Genomic DNA, 17,820 nt, shown 5'->3' with positions numbered 1-17,820 from the left:
GTATATAATAAAAAAGCTTTACTTTTGCAAAAAATTTTTAGAATGTCGAAAAATTTAGTAATCGTCGAGTCCCCGGCAAAAGCAAAAACTATTCAGAAATATTTAGGAAAGGATTTTGAAGTGAAATCCAGTTTCGGACATATCCGGGATTTGCCTAAAAAAGGTATGGGAATAGACCTTGCTACATTCAGCCCTGATTACGAAGTTTCCGCAGATAAAAAGAAATTAGTAACGGAATTAAAGGCAGCAGTAAAGAAAGCGGAGATGGTGTGGCTGGCTTCCGATGAAGACCGTGAGGGAGAAGCTATTGCATGGCACTTAGCCGATGAATTAAAACTGAAGCCTGAAAACAGAAAAAGAATTGTTTTCCATGAAATTACTAAAAATGCCATTCTAAAAGCAATAGATAATCCAAGAGATATTGATCAGAATCTCGTAAATGCCCAACAGGCAAGAAGAGTTTTAGATAGAATTGTAGGTTTTGAAATGTCACCGGTATTGTGGAAGAAAGTAAAACCAGGGTTGTCTGCAGGAAGGGTGCAGTCTGTTGCTGTAAGATTAATAGTAGAAAGAGAAAAAGAAATCCGTGAGTTTACGCCAAAAGCAAGCTTTAAACTGGATGGAATTTTCTTACATAATGCAGAACAGGAAATTGCCGCAAAACTTAAAAAAGACTTCGATAAAGAAGCAGATGCTGAAAAATTCCTTGAACAGGCAAAAACAACGGAGTTTAAAGTTCTCAATGTTGAAACCAAGCCCGGAATGCGTTCTGCATCGGCTCCATTTACCACTTCCACATTACAGCAGGAAGCTTCTTCAAGATTAGGGTATAATGTGACTAATACGATGCGTCTGGCGCAAAGATTATATGAAGAAGGGTTTATTACTTATATGAGAACAGACTCGGTAAACCTTTCTCAGGAAGCGATTGAAGGAGCAAAAAAACAAATTATTTCAGAATACGGTGCCGAATATTCTTCACCAAGAAATTATACAACAAAGTCTGCATCTGCACAGGAAGCTCACGAAGCGATCCGTCCTACGGATTTTGGCGTGACAAGTATTAGTGATGCTCAGCTGAACAAACTGTATCAATTGATATACAGAAGAACACTTGCTTCCCAGATGGCAAATGCCAAGATTGAAAAAACAGTTATTGAAATCGGAAATGCTTCCTTACCGCATCATTTTGAAGCACAGGGAGAAGTAATTATATTTGACGGATTTTTAAAAGCTTATGGTATTGTAAAGACGGAAGAAGATGATGAAGAAAACAATGAAAAGCTATTGCCAAAAGTAAAAGTTGGTGAAATTCTAAGCTATAAAACAATCACCGCTACTGAAAAATTTACCAGACCAAGTGCAAGATATACGGAAGCGGGTCTGGTAAGAAAACTTGAGGAATTAGGGATTGGTAGACCTTCTACTTATGCGCCTACGATTCAGACGATCCAGAACAGAGAATATGTTGATAAACGTGAGATTGAACCACACACCCGTGAAGTCATTAAAATGTCTCTGGTGAAAGATAAAATCAAGAAAGTGGTTCTCAGCGAAAAGTTCGGAGGTGATAAAAATAAATTTATTCCTACCGATATAGGAGAAGTCGTGAATGACTTCCTTACAGATAACTTTACGGAAATCCTGGATTATGGTTTTACAGCAAGAGTAGAAGAAAGTTTTGACGAAATTGCGAGCGGAGATCAGAAGTGGAAAGAAATGATGACGAATTTCTACTCCAAATTCCACCCGAGAATTGAAGATGTAGAGGAAAATGCTGATCGTGCAACCGGAGACAGGTTGTTAGGAGTAGATCCTAAAACAGGTAAAAATGTACATGCCCGAATCGGCAGATTTGGAGCAATGATTCAGATCGGAGAAACAGATGATGAGGAAAAACCAATTTTTGCCTCATTAATGGCAGGTCAGAATATTGCAACCATTACTTTTGAAGAAGCACTTGAGCTGTTCAAATTACCTTTTGATTTAAGTGAAGTAGACGGACAGCCGGTTTCTGTAGGAGTAGGAAGATTTGGTCCTTATGTAAAATGGGGAGAAACATATATCAGTATTCCAAAGGGTGAAGATCCGCTTTCGGTAGACCAAAACCGCGCAGAAGAAATCATCAGCGAAAAGAAAAAAGCTGATGCCCCGATTGCTACTTATAAAGGTGAGCCGGTAACGAAAGGAACAGGAAGGTTTGGACCATTTATTAAATACAAAGATATTTTTGTAAATGTTCCTAAAAAATACAATTTTGATAACCTTTCTCAAACGGATATCAATGAGCTGATTGATGCTAAACTGGAAAAAGAAGCCAACCGCTATATCCAACAATGGGAGAAAGAAAAGATTTCCCTTGAAAACGGGAGGTGGGGTCCTTTCATTAAATTTGGAAAAGCAATGTTTAAAATTCCAAAGAAAAGTGATGACACCAAATATGATGCGGAAGAACTGAAAGAGGTTTCTCTGGATGAAGTAAAAAAATGGATCACGGATCAGGATAAAAATGCTTTTGCAGAAAAGAAAAAACCAGCGGCTAAAAAAACAACTGCAGCCAAGAAAACAACTGCTGTAAAAAAGCCTGCCGCCAAAAAGAAATAATATCAAAAAATACCATAGAGCCGTTAACAGAAATGTTGACGGTTTTTTTTATGAACAAAAGTATCACAGCCTCATGTCTTCCTATGGTTTTTTTGTATGTTTGTTATATCAAGAAATTAATAAGTTATTACATTTTAAGTTAGAATATGGATTTTGAAGACTTTATCATTTCACCAAGAAATTTCAAAACAGAAAGCTGGCAAATCGGTAATCGTATCACAAAAGATATAAAAGAAGACAGTATTGTGCTTTTATTCGTGTCGGACTACAGAGGAGCAAACGGAGAGGCGGAAGTACAGGATTTTACAGCGGTCAGAAAGGAATTTTACAAACTGTCACAGTTGGATTTTGACATTCCGGTTGTGGATCTTGGGGATTTGGTGTCCGGAAAATCTGTTCAGGATTCTCATTATATTCTGCAGGAAGTTTTATCTGCCTGTCATTATAAAAGAGCACTTCCGGTGATTATCGGCGGATCCAACGACTTTGCATTTTCTCTCTTTTCAGCATTGAATTTTCATCGAAAAGAGATCAATTATACCCAGGTAAGCAATATTATTTCTCTTAAACAAGGTGAAAATATTAATGAACATACCTTTTTGAGTAAAATTTTCGGAGCCAAGAATTTTTCTATTAAAAACTATCATCATCTAGGATATCAGAAACATTTGAATGAAATGGATTCTGTACGATTGATTAAAGAAGTAGAGTTCGATATCATTCGTCTGGCCGAAATGATGAATTCCACTGAGAAAACAGAGCCTTTTTTCAGAAAAGCAGATCTGGTGACTGTCAATTGTGATGCTATCGAAAGTTTTAGTGAGCCTTTTTCAATGAATCCGCAGGTAAATGGATTAAACAGAAGAGAGGTCTGCGCTTATATGAAAGAAATCGGATTAAGTGAAAACCTGAAATCTGTAGGTATCTTTAATTATAATATTTATTCGGAAAATCAGCTGAATCATCAGTTGCTAGCGCAGATGTTATGGTATCTGATTGAAGGTATTAATATTCAGCGGTCACATCCGAAAGAAAGACATTACGAATTGTTCTATGTTCTGGTAGATGACAGACAATATGCTTTTAAAAGGGATACCTTCAGCAATTTGTGGTATTTTGGTGAAGATGAAAATATAGAAAACTGTGTCCCATGTTCCAGAAGGGATTTTGATGATGCCAAAAAAGGCTGGCTGAATGCAAGACTGATGAAATTTTAATGTATGATAAACGTTCCCTCAAAAGTTTCCATCATTGTTCCCGTTTATAATGTCGAAAATTATTTGGCAACATGTTTAAATTCTTTAGTTCATCAAAGTCTTCAGAATATTGAGATTATTGTTGTAAACGATGGAAGTACGGATCAGTCTGAAGAGATTATTCAGAATTTTGCCAGGGAATATCCTGAAAAAATAAAAGCTTTTACCAAAGAGAACGGAGGGTTAAGTGATGCCCGCAATTTCGGACTTGATCATACAACAGGGGATTACATAGGTTTTGTAGACAGTGATGATTATGTTACGGAAACTATGTTTGAAGATATGTTGTTTCTGGCAGAAAAACATCAGGCTAATATGGTGATCTGCAATATTCAGAAAGTAGATCAAAACGGAAAGATTACTCAAAAGCTGACTCAGATTCCCAATATGTCTGAGAGCATCTGTCTGGAAGAAAATTTTTCCGTATTTGCAGATCTGAGCTATTTTGCCTGTAATAAATTATTTAAAAGAGACCTTTTTACCGGGAAAAGATTTAAAAAAGGAGTGCATTTTGAGGATATTCAGCTCATTCCCCAGCTTTTATTGGACTGTACTCATATTGCCCAGACCCAAAATTTCCATTATCAGTATCTTGAACGGACTGATTCTATTACAAAAACTCATACCGAGAAGGGACTCGATATTCTTAAAGCAGTAGCTGATGTGGAACACGCTTTTGAGCGATCCGTATATTCAAATAAAAGAAAAGAACTGAAAAATTTTCAGATTTTTGAAGGAGTGTATTCTTTTCTGGCCTATCTGGCCTTTGTAAAAGAAGAGAAAGTCTTCTATGAAATGGCTGATCAGCTGAGCGTTTTTATTAAAAAAAGAGAGATAAAAATTCAAGATATATTGAACTATAGTCGTTTTGGTAAGAATTATCTTTTATCTTTGCCAGTGAAGAAAAAGATTTTTTATCTCTTATTTTTTGCAGGACAAAAGAAATTGATAAGAAAATTGATATAAACACAAATGTAAGTGCTATTGTTTCGAACACTAGAAAAATTATAATGAAGATTATCGATGAATCTGCACTATGATTTTTCATTTGAAGCATAGATGTACTGGATAAGAAAAAGAATGAAAAATTTTGAATTGTTCTTAAGCGGGTCGGGGATCCCTATTTTCTACTTGAAAATAGGATTAGGTTTTGTATTCTCTTTTTTAATAACCTTTTTTTCCATCCCTACTATTGTTAAAATTTCCAGAAGGAAAAACCTTATGGATGAACCGGGAATAAGAAGTTCCCATCTCAGAAAAATTCCTAACCTTGGCGGAATTGCCATTTTCTATTCCATAGGGATTTGTGCTTCCATATTTGCTTATGAGCTGTTTGATCTCTATAAATTCTTATTTGCTTCATTGATTATTCTCTTATATGTGGGGGTAATGGATGATATTGTGGTGATGAGAGCCTATAAAAAGCTGGTCGCACAAATAGTTGTATCATCATTAGTGGTTATCGGATCAGATATCAGGATAAGAAGCTTATTTGGTATTTTCGGAGTATATGAACTCGAATATTTTGTGAGCATTGTTTTCAGTATTATAACATTTATTGTGCTGATTAATGCTTTCAACCTGATAGATGGTATTGATGGTCTGGCAGGCGGGTATTCTGTGATTTGCAGTGCGTTTTTCGGTATTAGTTACTACAGACTGGGGGAATACAATTATCCGCTGGTTATATTATCTGTCGTAATTATAGGTACAGTCATGGCATTTTTATACTACAATCTGTCAAATTATAGGACGAATAAAATTTTTATGGGGGATACCGGTTCTATGTTGCTGGGTTTCTTGCTGGCTTTCACCTCTATCTGTTTTATCGATATTTTTATTGATAAAAAAATGGCAGATGTTCCGAGGTATCATTTACAATCCGCTCCTGTGGTTGCTGTTGCTATCCTGATTCTTCCCATTGTGGATACATTAAACGTAATCGTAGTAAGGCTTCTGAATAAAAAATCTCCATTTGATGCGGATAAAAACCATATTCACCATAAATTGTTAAAACTTGGCTTCACACACAGAAGATCATCGTTTTATATCATTGTTTATTATCTGATGATTGTGGCGATAGCTTATTATTTAAGACACACAAATGTGAATATCTTATTGCTGATTATCATTTTACTAGGCTTTTTAGGAGCTTATTTACCTGATTTGCTGTATCGTTTAAAAAACAATAAAAATTAATAATTTAATCTTTACTTTTGTAAACATATCTAAATATGATGAAGAACTTTAAATATTTATTTTTAATCCTACCCTTTTTACTTACTTCCTGCATTACCCCAAAAGATGTAAGGTATCTGCAGCCAAGTGAAAGTCTTGTCATTAACGAAGAAGGTCTTGTTCCCTACAATATACCTGTTTATCGGATTACAAAAAATGACATCCTCAATCTTAATATTGTTACCACTCCAAAAGGAGATGCCGCACAATTCTATTCTTCCAATAATACATCGGGAGGAGTGGGAGTTCCTCCGCAAAATACAGGCGCCATTGCCGGAGGAAGAGCCCTTGGCGGAAACGGAGGTGGAGGAGGGGCCAGCATGGGAGGAAATATTAATTTCTATTTTAACGGACTTAAAGTAGACTCCAACGGAGATGTTAATGTTTTTGGAATCGGGTATATTAAGGCAGAAGGAAGAACATTGGACGATGTAAAAACAGAGATACAGACTAAAGTCAATGAAAACTTTCAGGATGGTAAATCAGAAGTAAGATTAAATACTGACGGTATTACGTATTATATTCTCGGAGATGTGGAAACTACAGGTCTTTCCGGTGAAAAAGTAGCTCACAAAAATACAATGACAATCACTGAAGCTTTAGCTATTAATGGTGGTTTAAACAGAACTGTTGATAGAAAGAGTGTTGTGATTCACAGAAAATTACCTGAAGGAATTAAAATAGCCAAAATAGATCTTACCCGTGAGGATCTTATGAACTCACCGTATTATTATGTACAAAATGGTGATGAGATTTATCTGAATACCAGAAAGAAGAGTCTGAATGGTTTCGGAAAAGATCCTATTCAGACATTGCTTACCAGTGTGACGGCAATTACCACTGCGTTAACTTTATACACAATCCTGCAAAGACTTTAATCTCATGATTCCAGAAAACGACATTAAAGCAGGACAAGGCAACTCCTCCAAAGATAAGTACGGGGCGTTTGCATTATTTGATATTGAACATTTTTTAAGAAGATTACTTAAAAACTGGTACTGGTTTGTGATTATGCTGTTTATCGGCTATGCTATTTCCTGGATTTATAGTAAATATTATGCACAAAGTATATTTGCTTCAGATATATCCTTAAGTACATCTAATAATACTGCAAGCTTTTTACAACCTACCCAGGCAAGTCAATCTATTAACTTTATCTGGGGACAAAACGGTAATCAGGACGGTATATTCTTAAAAAAAATGCTTTTATCAAGATCTCATAACGAGTTTTTGGTGAAAGAGCTGGATCTTTTTGTTAATTATTCCACAAAAGGACTGATAAAATCTACCTACTTGGATAAAGATGATTCTCCTGTTTTTTTACAGATAGATAAGAAACATCTTCAGCAGATTAATTATTCTTTTACACTGGTTCCAAAAGGTGGTGGAACTTATGAAGTCGTTTTGCCGGAAGAAGGAGAATCTACAAGTTTATATAATTTCGAAACCGAAGGATTTCAGACAATTAATGCATATGCCAGACCTGCTAATAAAATCATCAGAGTCAATGAATGGTATAATTCACCTAATTTAAGATTCAGATTACTTCAAAACCCGGTTAGTCCTAAAATCAAACTGGATAATGTTATTGTAAGTCTGAATTCAGTAAACCAAAGCGTTAATGAAATTATTTCTACCATTGCCGTTGATTTCGATAAAGAGATTAATAGTATTATGGTTATTACTAAAAAAGGGTACAATCTTAACAGTACGGTTAACTTTTTGAATAAATCTGTCGCAGAATTACAGAAAAAGAGACTTGCTGATAAAAACATAGTGAATAAAAATACGGATCTTTATCTGCAGGGAAATCTGGATAAAATTCGTAAAAAACTGGACTCCAGTGCATATGTCCTGAATTACTTAAAGACTTCGGAAAAACTTTATAACATTAAGGACAGGGATGAAAAATCACTGGATAAAATCAAAGAGTTAGAAGCAAAAAAAGCTGATATTGTCAGTAAAATAAGTTCTTTAAATAGCATTAAAAATACCCTCCAGTCTCAGGATTTTGATAAAATGATCGGTACCAATGCTGCTGGCTTTGAAGACGGAATGTTCACGGCAACAGTTACTGAACTGAAAGCATTGTACACCAAAAGGTCAGAAATGGCTGCGATCTATAAGCCTAACTCTGAGCCCATGAAAGAGGTGAACAGATTGATTAACGAAGCTAAAATGGGAGCATCGAATAGTCTGAGAAATTATTACGGCAGATATTATGATGAAATCAATAAAATTGATCGTGAGGTAGGTAATGCCAATGCTGATCTTGCTTCCTATCCGGAAAAAGAAAGGAAATATCTTGATGCGGAAAGAGGTTATAATATGATTGAAGCTACCTATAACAGTCTTTTGAGCAGACAAAATGATACCCAGATGAGAATGGCAACCAATCAATCTGATATCAGTGTCATTGACCCTGCAAAAAATCTGGGACAACATCCTATTGGCCCTAATGTAAGACTGGCAAGGATCAGTATCATATCAGGAATGCTTCTGCTGCCTTTGGTATTTATTCTCATCGGAGAACTACTTGATAGTAAGATCAGAAATATTAAAGAGCTGATAAGTGCCACTAAAATTCCATTATTGGGAGTTATCGGAAACAACAGCAACGAAAGTATGCTTACCGTACTGGAACAGCCTAAGTCCTCCGTTTCGGAAGCGTTTAGAGGAATCAGGGCTAATATGAGGTTCCTGATCGATAATGAAAGTGAAAAAGGAAAAATGATATTGGTAACTTCTTCCATCGGTGGAGAAGGTAAAACTTATGTTTCCATCAACTTGGCTTCTGTAATAGGCTTAAGTGATAAAAAAACAATCCTTTTAGGAATGGATCTTAGAAAACCTAAAATCTTTGGTGATTTTAAAATTGATAATAAATATGGTATTTCAAATTATCTTACCGGAGAAGTAGAAATAGATCAGATCCTTAATAAAACAAAAATTCCGAATCTGGATGTGGCAACTTCGGGACCCATTCCACCCAACCCGTCTGAACTTTTAATGAGTCAGAGAAATATCAAATTTATAGAAGAATTGAAAGAAAAGTATGATTTTATCATCATCGATTCACCACCTGTAGGTCTGGTAGCGGACTCTTATGAATTAATGAAATATTCTGATGCCAATCTTTATGTTGTGCGCCATGAATACACAGAAAAATATATGCTGAAGATGGTAACCGATAAATATCATAACAATGAAATTGATCATTTAGGCCTTATCTATAATGATTATAATACAAAACAGGGATATGGTTACGGATATGGCTATGGATACGGCTATGGCTATGGATACGGTTATTTTGATGATGATAAAAATTATAAAGAACCCCTATTAATTAGGATCAGGAACAGAGTACGAACATTGTTTAATAAAAATTAGAGCCTTAAACCCTCATCTAATGGGGGTTTTCTCATATATTATTTATTTTCAATCTGAGAAAAAAAGAATATTTTTGCCACTTTGCCGTTTACTTTATAACAAATTATGTTTTTTTGTTTATTTTTAACTAAACATTAAGATTATCATTAATATAAAAATGTTTTATATTTGCAAAAATTAAATTTTAAAATAACCATAAATCCATATTCTTTTATGAATAAAAAATTATTGTTTAGCTTCCTCGCCTTCCTTGGAGTGGTGAGTGTTAAAGCACAAAGAAACGAATTGGGAGTTCGTCTAGGGATGAGTAACCTAGTGGGAGATGTAGGAAGGACAAATTATATTTTACAAAAGCCGTTGGATTTAAACAGAGTATCAGATTGGGGTGTCCCGTTTTATGGAGGATTGTTATACAGATTTAATTTTAACCCGCATCAAACTGTTAGATTGGATCTAGGATATAATCAGATCCAGTTTAGTGATAAAGCTGCGAAAGAAGAATATAGAAAAAACAGAAACTCATACGGAAAGAATAATGTATACGAAGCAAGTTTAATGTTCGAATACAACTTTTTCCCAATAAATAATGAACAGGTGAGCATGGTAAGCCCATACATTTTCGGAGGTATTGGTGCTTTAATGTTTGATGCTCCCAAAGCTACCCTTGTGAATGACTTCAGAAGAGATGCGGATGGAGTGGCGCAAGCGCCTATTAATGAATTAGACTTCCAGACGAGAACAGAATATTCGTTAGGAAAAAAAGTAACAGTGCATATTCCTTTTGGAGTTGGTTTAAAGTATAAATTTAACCATACTTGGGCTATATTTGCAGAAGCTACCTTCAGATATACACTGACTGATCAGCTGGATCACAGTAAAATTTTATCTAAAGATGTAAAAACTTCTTATAATGCAGATATTTTAGACCCTGCAACGGGAGGTTCATTATTACAGTCAGGAAGCTATTACGCAGTCTCTAAAGAAAGACAAGATGCGTTTGTGAAAAGTAGAAATATTGGAGATGATAAATCTAATGATTGGATGAATACTTTCAGTTTAGGACTGACATTTTCATTCGGAAGACCTCCATGTTATTGTGATTAATTAATATGTCGTTGATTAAAGATAAAATAAATTCTGAGAATTTACCAAAACACGTGGCTATCATTATGGATGGCAATGGAAGATGGGCAAAATCTCGTGGCGAAGAAAGAACTTTCGGTCACAAAAATGCCATTAATGCAGTAAGAAATGCCATTAATGCTTGTAATGAGGTCAATATTCCTTATTTAACATTATATACATTCTCTTCAGAAAACTGGAATCGTCCGGCTGAAGAAGTAAATACCCTTATGAATCTGCTTGTAGAGACTTTGTTGCTTGAAGCAGAAGAGATTTTTACCAAAGGGTTAAGAATGCATGTGATAGGGAATCTGAATGCACTGCCGACTTTAGTAAGAGAGCAGTTGCAACATGTGGTAGAGCTCACAAAAGAAAACACAAAAGGAAACTTAGTATTGGCGATAAGCTATGGCTCGCAAAATGAAATTTTAAATGCTGTAAAAAATATAAGTTCTGATGTAAAAGAAGGAAAAATAGACGTAGAGAATATTGATGAAAATTTATTCGAAAGCTACCTCTATACAAAAGATTTTCCTCCTGTAGACCTACTGATCAGAACCAGCGGAGAAATAAGAATAAGTAATTTCCTCCTTTGGCAGATTGCTTATGCGGAATTTCAGTTTTTAGATGTCCTGTGGCCGGATTTTACAAAAGATATTTTCTTCCAATGTATTGTTGATTTTCAAAACAAAGAAAGAAGATACGGACTAACCGGTGAACAGATACAAGGCCAATAAATTTTTAAGAAAAGAAAGACTCGATAAAATGAAGTTTAGACTATTACCCATCATTATGTTTGCTGCTTCTGCACATTTTTATGGACAAGTAACTCCTCAAGACAGCACAAAAGTAAATAATGCTGTACATGCAGAAAGTGAAGTAGGCACTTATACACTTAAAGACATTGTAGTAGATGGGGTAAAAAAATATACACCAGCTCAAATCTTAAGATTTACAGGCTTATCCAAAGGAGAGAGTGTAGATATTCCGGGACAGAAAATCAGCAATGCTGTTAAAAAGCTTTGGGATACCCAATCTTTTTCTGAAGTGGAAGTTTATGTTCAGAGTATTGAAGGACAAACCATCATTCTGAGATTTTATCTGGAAGACCTGAAAGAACTTGGAGAAGTTAAATTCAAAGGAAAGGGAATCGGTAAATCTAAAAGTGAAAAACTGGCCAAGGATAATAACCTGAAGCCCGGAACAAAAATCACTCAGAATCTGATTTCAAGTCTTAAAACAAATATTCCGAAAGACTATATCAAAAAAGGTTTTGCAGATGCTAAAATCAGTATTCAGGATAAGGCTAATGCCGGTGACCCTGCTTTGGTAGACTGGACGATCAATGTAGAGAAAGGGAAGAGAGTAAAGATCGACCATATTGAATTTGAAGGAAACGAAACCGTAACGGACAGAAAGCTTAGAAATAAAGCCTTCAAAGAAACCAAACAAAAGCGTTTTGGTATCGGCGGAATTTTGAAATCATCAAAATTTATCGAAGACAAATATCAGGAAGATAAACGTAGTTTAATCAATTATTATAACTCATTAGGATACAGAGATGCAAAAATTGTTTCAGATTCTGTATGGAGAAATAAGAAAAATAATTACGAAATCAATGTAAAACTTAACGAAGGTAAAAAATATTACATTGGAGATATTACGTTTACCGGAAATACAGTATACAATACGGAAATGTTGCAAAGACTTCTTGGATACAAGAAGGGTGATATTTACGATGCCGTAGGATTTAATAAAAAAGTAGGAGAAGACGGAGGTAAAGAAGATGATTCAGATATCAAATCTGTATACATGAACAATGGTTACCTTTTCTCAAATATAACACCGGTAGAAAAATCTGTAACAGGGAATGCCGTTAATCTTGAAATTAGAATTAACGAAGGCGAGCAGGCTACCTGGAATAAAGTGACATGGCAGGGAAATACAACAACCCATGACCACGTTATTTTGAGAGCACTAAGAACAAGACCCGGTGATTTGTTCAAGAAAACAGAAATCAAAAGAACTTATTTTGATTTAGCAGGGATGTCATTCTTTGATCCACAACAAATCGGACAGGATATTCAGCCCAACCAACAGGACAATACGGTAGATATCAACTGGAAATTAGTGGAAAAAGGATCTTCACAAGTTCAGTTGCAGGCCGGTTATGGTGGTTCCAGCTTTATCGGAACATTAGGATTGACATTTAACAACTTCTCGTTAAAGAATTTCCTTAAATTTAAAGACTTCAGACCAGTCCCTCAGGGTGATGGTCAAACGTTATCAATTCAGGTGCAGGCAGGACAATATTTCCAGAATTACGGGATCTCATTTACTGAACCATGGTTATTTGGAACAAGACCTACAGCACTTTCTGTAAGTATTAACAACTCTGTTGTCAGATATAGTACCTCTATTACCAGTACAAGTTCAGATCCGTCAAGATTGAATATTTTCTCTGCTTCAGTGGGGTTAAACAGACTGTTAAACTGGCCGGATGATTATTTCTCCTTATATACAGGAATTCAGTTCCAGAAATATAACTTTAGTAACTATCCGTTCCAATTCGGAGATACTACAGAAAACTATGGAAATGCAAATAACTTTAGTATTAACTTAGGATTAAGCAGAAACTCGGCAGGTATTGACCCTATTTTCCCGACAATGGGTTCTAATATCGAACTTTCGGCAAAACTGACTCCTCCATATTCATTGTTTAGCAATAAAGATTATTCTACAATGAACCCGATTGACAAGTATAAATGGATGGAATTCTATAAAATCAAGTTCAAAGCAGATGTCTATAATGAGATCATTGGTAAATTGGTACTAAGATCTTCTGCTGAAATGGGATTCATGGACGGATACAACAGCCAGTTGGGAGCGCCGCCTTTTGAAAGATTCTATATGGGAGGAACAGGGCTATTCGGTGGTAGATATGATGGTAGAGAACTGATCCCTTTAAGAGGTTATGAAAATGCTTCCAGTTATGGAGGAGATGTTTCTCAGGGTGATATTACTCCAAAAGGAGGTGGAACAATCTACAACAGATTTACCCTGGAGTTAAGATACCCGATTTCCATGAATCAGACTGCTAAAATCTATGCATTGACATTTGCTGAAGGAGGTAACGTATGGAACTCTTGGAGTGGATACAATCCGTTCCAGTTAAAAAGATCTATAGGTGTTGGTGTCAGAGTATATATGGGTGCATTTGGATTAATTGGATTTGACTTCGCTTACGGATTTGATAAAGTTCTTAACGGTACTGAACCATCCGGATGGAAGACTCACTTCTTGATGAACCAATCATTATAATTATACATATGAAAAATTTTAAAGTAGCTTTCACATTCGTTTTGTTCTTGTTTTTTGGACTAAGTAATGCCCAGAAAATAGGTGTGGTGGATACTGATTATATTTTAAATAAACTCCCTCAATACAAAGAAGCTGAAGCGAGATTAAACTCTCAGATTGATACCTGGCAGTCAGAACTTCAAAATCTGCAGTCTGAGTACGAAAGAAAAAAAGCTGCTTTTGAAAGTGAAAAAGTATTATTGATAGGAGATCAATTAAAGCTGAGAGAAAAAGAAGTCGTAGATCTTGATAAAAATATCAAAACAACAACCAGCTTGCGTTTTGGTGCCAACGGCGAAATCACAAAGTTAAGAACAAACTTGGTGCAGCCGTTTCAGGATCAGATCTGGAATGCTATCAAAACAATGTCCGAGAAAAACGGTTTGGGCATAGTTCTTGATAAAAGCAATAACATTAGTGTCATTTTTCTTCAGAAAAAATATGATTTTACAGATAAGGTCCTGGACATTTTGTTAAAGGGTACCGAGAAGAAAGAAAAAACTAATAATAAAAGTAAAAAGTAATTTTTTATATTAACTTTTACTTAAATTTAAAATCTAAAAACAAATTAAATTATTTATTTTACCAGTTATGAAAAAATTAAGTGTATTATTTGCAGCGGTAATGATGGTTGTATCAGTAGGTATGGCAAAAGCTCAAAAAATTGCTACTTTAGATGTAATGGGAGTTCTTAATGCAATGCCTGAAAAGAAAAAAGCTGATGCTGATCTTAAAACATTCTTAGATACAAAACAAGCTGAGATCAAGAAAAAGGCAGATGCTGGACAAGCTAAACTAAAGCAGTACAGTGAAGAAGCTCCTAAGAAAACTGCAGACGAAAACAAAGCTAGAGAAGCTGAATTACAAAAAATTCAGGAAGAAATAGGCCAAATGCAGGAAAAAGCTCAAAAAGATCTACAGGCTAAACAAGATGTAGCTTTCGGACCTATTGAGAAAAAGCTTAACGATGCAGTAGAAAAAGTAGCTAAAGCTAGTGGATATGACTACATCATGGATGCCAATTCAGCAGCATTCGTTTATAAAGCAGGACCAGATGCTACTGCAGCTGTAAAAAAAGAATTAGGAATTCAATAATTTCTGCGAATTAACAAAGATTTATAAAACTAACCGCCTCTTTTAGAGGTGGTTTTTTTATTTTTGCGGAATGGAAAAAGAAGTATCAACCAAGGTAAAGGTTAGATTTAGTGACTGCGATCCGATCGGACATCTTAATAATGTGAAATATCTGGATTATATGTTCAACGCAAGAGAAGATCATGTAGAAACATTTTACGGATTTACTTATGAAGAATATACAAAGCAAACAGGATGTACCTGGATTGCCATTCAAAATGAAATTGCTTATCTGAAAGAAGTACGGTACAATACACAGGTCGTTATTAGTAGTAAAACAATCGATATACAGGACAGAACTGCTAAAGTGGAAATTCTGATGAAAAGTTTAGACGAAAAAACGATTCATGCAGTATTATGGGTAACCGTTATTTACTTTAATGTAAAAACAAGAAAATCTGAAATTCATCCTGAAGATATCAAAGAAACTTTCCATAAATTTTATGTAAACTTAGAACAAAAAGATTTTCAGCCAAGAGTGAAATTTTTGAGATCTCAAAATGCAAGAAACTCTTAAATAAGCCAAGTAAATCTTTTGTCAATTTTAAAGAATAATATAAATGAAAAAAATACTGGTAATAGGTAGCAATGGCCAATTGGGAAATTGCATTAGAAAAATAGCCCCTGATTTTGAACATAAATATGAATTTTTATTTACCGATTCAGAAACTTTAAATATTACAAACGAAGAACAGGTAAACGATTTCTTTTACGATAACAAACCAGACTACTGTATCAATGCTTCAGCTTATACAGCTGTCGACCTCGCTGAAACTGAAAAAGAAAAAGCATTCGCAGTGAATGCCGATGGGGTTGCCAATCTTGCTCAGTCTTGCGCAGAATATAAAACAATTTTGATTCATGTTTCTACCGACTATGTTTTTGATGGAGATACAAACCTTTCATACTCCGAAGACGATTTTACCAATCCGATAGGAGTATACGGAGAGTCAAAAAGAAGAGGAGAGGAGCTTGCATTGGAAATTAACCCGAGATCCATTATCCTGAGAACATCTTGGTTATATTCAGAGTTCAATAAAAACTTTGTTAAAACCATGCTGAATTTATTTTCGCAAAAAGAAGAATTAGGCATCGTTGCCGATCAGTTCGGACAGCCTACCAATGCTAACGACCTTTCAGAAGCCATAATGGATATTATTGAAACGCCGGAAAAAACATTTGGAATTTTCCATTTCTCCAATTATCCTGAAACAACCTGGTTTGAATTCGCTAAAAAAATTGCAGAATTTTCAAAGTCTTCCATAAAATTGAATCCTTTAACAACGGATCAGTATCCTACCCCTGCCAAAAGACCGGTAAGAAGTACCATGGCATTAGACAAAATAGAGCAGATCTATAAAATAGAACCTAAACATTGGGAAAATAGTCTGGAAGAATGTGTAAACATACTTTCACAACAATAGCATTAAAATATATGAGAAACTTTGCAATCATCATTTCGACATTATGTGTTCAGCTTTTGAGTGCACAGAATGTTTATCTGAACAAAGTTGAGAAAGTCAACGACAATAAAGATAAATTTTTATATAAAAAAGACGGTGCAATTGCAGATGCTATTTATTTAGGAGAAATAGGAGTCCAGGGATTTTCAAAAGACGACGCAGCTGTTTTTTCATTAATTCATAAAAAAGCAAAAGAAATTGGCGCCAATACATTTGCATTAAAACCTTTTGATAAAATTGATGGTACAGTTGAGCCGTTTAATCCTGCCAACTATAAAATTTCGCTTTACTATACACCAAAAGAAAAATTAGTGGTTAGTGATGGGGCCATGTATATATTTGCTTCCTCTGAAAAAGATCAGAAAATAAGTGTAAATCAAAAAGACTATATCTTAAAACCCAGATCATTTTTAAAATTTAAAATTATTCCCGGGCAGATTTATACAATTTCAACAAAAAAATTATTAGGCTCAACAATCAGAGTTCAGCCAAAAGATAATAATGAGAATATGTATTTTCAGATTTCTTCTCTTAAAATTAAATCGGATACTTCCGGAAACGGAGGTTTGAATCTGAAATCAGGTGATATTATTGGTTTAGAAAAATCTTACGCCGAATTTTTGAGCACTATTTATCAGGAAGAGACCTTGTAAAAACGCCATTAAAAAGCTGGTTATTACGTGAGAATAATAACCAGCTTTTTTTTGAAAAAAAATTCACATTTGATTTTTCCGACTTTTCCTGTCCCTTCCCGTATATTCAGGAGCTTATACCCGCTATCCGCTCATACTCCTCGTGCCGGGTTTCCCTCACCATACCTTTCATCTTTCCATTCCTTACTGCGGGGTACCCGCTTCTATCGGGGCTAAATATGGGAAGCGAGCCAATAACCAGGATAAATAACGATAATACCCATCCATAGGAGCGGTCTTCAGCCCGTTCATTTAAAAATACATTCTCCAATTCGATAAGGCTTTCGCCTTACCCTATATATAATGTATGCATCTCCGTCCGGGTCATATCCCATTTTCGAAAACACCTTCATACATCCGTTATTCTTATATATATAGACTAATATCTGTTCCGCTCCGTGTATCGGATAGCCCGCCCAAACATTTGTTTAAAATTTTTCCACTTGCTGATCAGCATATTAGCCTTAAATATTACGATTATATGAATTTTAAGTTAAATAAACTTGCGGGGTAATGGAGAAGTTTCTATCTTTGCCCCACTGAAAAACGAAAGAGATTCGG

General features: G+C 35.1%; 14 protein-coding genes. All 14 read left to right on the top strand.

The genetic code is table 11. The features are described 5' to 3' along the window. The first annotated feature begins 42 nt into the window (after positions 1 to 42). Positions 43 to 2,604: a type I DNA topoisomerase gene (gene topA / locus JO178_RS05835; RefSeq protein ID WP_291933023.1), complete on the top strand. Its 2,562-nt coding sequence runs from the start codon at positions 43 to 45 to the stop codon at positions 2,602 to 2,604. Between the two features lie 146 nt (positions 2,605 to 2,750). Continuing rightward, the gene (locus JO178_RS05830) at positions 2,751 to 3,821 is read left to right on the top strand and encodes a formimidoylglutamase (protein WP_291933020.1); all 1,071 of its coding nucleotides are present in this window, start codon (positions 2,751 to 2,753) and stop codon (positions 3,819 to 3,821) included. 3 nt (positions 3,822 to 3,824) lie between these two features. Then, positions 3,825 to 4,826 carry a glycosyltransferase gene (locus JO178_RS05825; protein ID WP_291933018.1) on the top strand — a complete coding sequence of 334 codons (1,002 nt, stop codon included), beginning with the start codon at positions 3,825 to 3,827 and terminating at the stop codon, positions 4,824 to 4,826. 114 nt (positions 4,827 to 4,940) lie between these two features. Beyond that, complete coding sequence (locus JO178_RS05820) at positions 4,941 to 6,059, top strand: MraY family glycosyltransferase (RefSeq protein ID WP_291933015.1); 1,119 nt, start codon at positions 4,941 to 4,943, stop codon at positions 6,057 to 6,059. A 35-nt stretch (positions 6,060 to 6,094) separates the two neighbouring features. Further along, complete coding sequence (locus tag JO178_RS05815) at positions 6,095 to 6,976, top strand: polysaccharide biosynthesis/export family protein (protein WP_291933014.1); 882 nt, start codon at positions 6,095 to 6,097, stop codon at positions 6,974 to 6,976. Between the two features lie 4 nt (positions 6,977 to 6,980). Continuing rightward, positions 6,981 to 9,488: a polysaccharide biosynthesis tyrosine autokinase gene (locus tag JO178_RS05810; protein ID WP_291933012.1), complete on the top strand. Its 2,508-nt coding sequence runs from the start codon at positions 6,981 to 6,983 to the stop codon at positions 9,486 to 9,488. 213 nt (positions 9,489 to 9,701) lie between these two features. After that, positions 9,702 to 10,592: a DUF6089 family protein gene (locus tag JO178_RS05805; protein WP_291933010.1), complete on the top strand. Its 891-nt coding sequence runs from the start codon at positions 9,702 to 9,704 to the stop codon at positions 10,590 to 10,592. A gap of 5 nt (positions 10,593 to 10,597) precedes the next feature. After that, complete coding sequence (locus JO178_RS05800; protein WP_291933007.1) at positions 10,598 to 11,347, top strand: isoprenyl transferase; 750 nt, start codon at positions 10,598 to 10,600, stop codon at positions 11,345 to 11,347. A gap of 28 nt (positions 11,348 to 11,375) precedes the next feature. Continuing rightward, entirely contained in the window at positions 11,376 to 13,931 is a 2,556-nt protein-coding gene (gene bamA, locus JO178_RS05795) for an outer membrane protein assembly factor BamA (protein WP_291933005.1), read from the top strand. 8 nt (positions 13,932 to 13,939) lie between these two features. Beyond that, positions 13,940 to 14,494, top strand: coding sequence for an OmpH family outer membrane protein (locus tag JO178_RS05790; RefSeq protein WP_291933003.1), 555 nt, complete (start codon positions 13,940 to 13,942; stop codon positions 14,492 to 14,494). Positions 14,495 to 14,561: 67 nt separating this feature from the next. Then, positions 14,562 to 15,065: an OmpH family outer membrane protein gene (locus tag JO178_RS05785; protein ID WP_291933001.1), complete on the top strand. Its 504-nt coding sequence runs from the start codon at positions 14,562 to 14,564 to the stop codon at positions 15,063 to 15,065. A gap of 70 nt (positions 15,066 to 15,135) precedes the next feature. Beyond that, positions 15,136 to 15,621 (top strand): acyl-CoA thioesterase, encoded by a 486-nt coding sequence (locus JO178_RS05780; protein ID WP_291932999.1) that lies wholly within the window; start codon positions 15,136 to 15,138, stop codon positions 15,619 to 15,621. 43 nt (positions 15,622 to 15,664) lie between these two features. Then, positions 15,665 to 16,528, top strand: coding sequence for a dTDP-4-dehydrorhamnose reductase (gene rfbD / locus JO178_RS05775; RefSeq protein WP_291932998.1), 864 nt, complete (start codon positions 15,665 to 15,667; stop codon positions 16,526 to 16,528). 11 nt (positions 16,529 to 16,539) lie between these two features. Continuing rightward, a complete protein-coding gene (locus tag JO178_RS05770) occupies positions 16,540 to 17,220 on the top strand; it encodes a hypothetical protein (RefSeq protein ID WP_291932996.1) in 681 nt (226 codons plus the stop codon). Positions 17,221 to 17,820 lie beyond the last annotated feature (600 nt).

This window comes from Chryseobacterium sp. (assembly GCF_019236175.1).
Lineage (GTDB): Bacteria > Bacteroidota > Bacteroidia > Flavobacteriales > Weeksellaceae > Chryseobacterium.
Note: the sequence above shows the minus strand (reverse complement) of the source record. Positions and strands in the feature narration are given on the sequence as shown.

What these genes read in the sequence shown, in the direction of transcription:
- topA (WP_291933023.1), top strand. Translation starts at nt 43, where the DNA reads ATGTCGAAAAATTTAGTAATCGTCGAGTCCCCGGCAAAAGCAAAAACT.
- JO178_RS05830 (WP_291933020.1), top strand. Translation starts at nt 2,751, where the DNA reads ATGGATTTTGAAGACTTTATCATTTCACCAAGAAATTTCAAAACAGAA.
- JO178_RS05825 (WP_291933018.1), top strand. Translation starts at nt 3,825, where the DNA reads ATGATAAACGTTCCCTCAAAAGTTTCCATCATTGTTCCCGTTTATAAT.
- JO178_RS05820 (WP_291933015.1), top strand. Translation starts at nt 4,941, where the DNA reads ATGAAAAATTTTGAATTGTTCTTAAGCGGGTCGGGGATCCCTATTTTC.
- JO178_RS05815 (WP_291933014.1), top strand. Translation starts at nt 6,095, where the DNA reads ATGATGAAGAACTTTAAATATTTATTTTTAATCCTACCCTTTTTACTT.
- JO178_RS05810 (WP_291933012.1), top strand. Translation starts at nt 6,981, where the DNA reads ATGATTCCAGAAAACGACATTAAAGCAGGACAAGGCAACTCCTCCAAA.
- JO178_RS05805 (WP_291933010.1), top strand. Translation starts at nt 9,702, where the DNA reads ATGAATAAAAAATTATTGTTTAGCTTCCTCGCCTTCCTTGGAGTGGTG.
- JO178_RS05800 (WP_291933007.1), top strand. Translation starts at nt 10,598, where the DNA reads ATGTCGTTGATTAAAGATAAAATAAATTCTGAGAATTTACCAAAACAC.
- bamA (WP_291933005.1), top strand. Translation starts at nt 11,376, where the DNA reads ATGAAGTTTAGACTATTACCCATCATTATGTTTGCTGCTTCTGCACAT.
- JO178_RS05790 (WP_291933003.1), top strand. Translation starts at nt 13,940, where the DNA reads ATGAAAAATTTTAAAGTAGCTTTCACATTCGTTTTGTTCTTGTTTTTT.
- JO178_RS05785 (WP_291933001.1), top strand. Translation starts at nt 14,562, where the DNA reads ATGAAAAAATTAAGTGTATTATTTGCAGCGGTAATGATGGTTGTATCA.
- JO178_RS05780 (WP_291932999.1), top strand. Translation starts at nt 15,136, where the DNA reads ATGGAAAAAGAAGTATCAACCAAGGTAAAGGTTAGATTTAGTGACTGC.
- rfbD (WP_291932998.1), top strand. Translation starts at nt 15,665, where the DNA reads ATGAAAAAAATACTGGTAATAGGTAGCAATGGCCAATTGGGAAATTGC.
- JO178_RS05770 (WP_291932996.1), top strand. Translation starts at nt 16,540, where the DNA reads ATGAGAAACTTTGCAATCATCATTTCGACATTATGTGTTCAGCTTTTG.